Raw genomic sequence first — 269 nt, forward strand, 5'->3', positions numbered from 1 at the left:
AGTAAAGGATGGTGGAGCTATGCGGGATCGAACCGCAGACCTCCTGCGTGCAAGGCAGGCGCTCTCCCAGCTGAGCTATAACCCCATCGTAAATGCTAATCTCTGTACCCTAATTCGTTTCCGGGCAAGGCGCGGTGGTGCGAAGCATACTGAAGTATGCGAGCATCGCCGTAACACAGCACGGAGGCGAATTTGGTAGGCCTGAGTGGACTTGAACCACCGACCTCACCCTTATCAGGGGTGCGCTCTAACCACCTGAGCTACAAGCC

The 269-nt window shown here is 56.1% G+C and carries 1 tRNA gene; it reads right to left on the reverse strand.

Annotation, left to right across the window (positions count from 1 at the left end):
* Positions 1-9: 9 nt before the first annotated feature.
* Positions 10-85: transfer RNA gene (locus tag OGV65_RS00020), tRNA-Ala, on the reverse strand.
* Positions 86-269 lie beyond the last annotated feature (184 nt).

The organism is Citrobacter sp. Cb004 (assembly GCF_030337065.1).
GTDB classification, from domain to species: Bacteria; Pseudomonadota; Gammaproteobacteria; order Enterobacterales; family Enterobacteriaceae; genus Citrobacter; species Citrobacter braakii.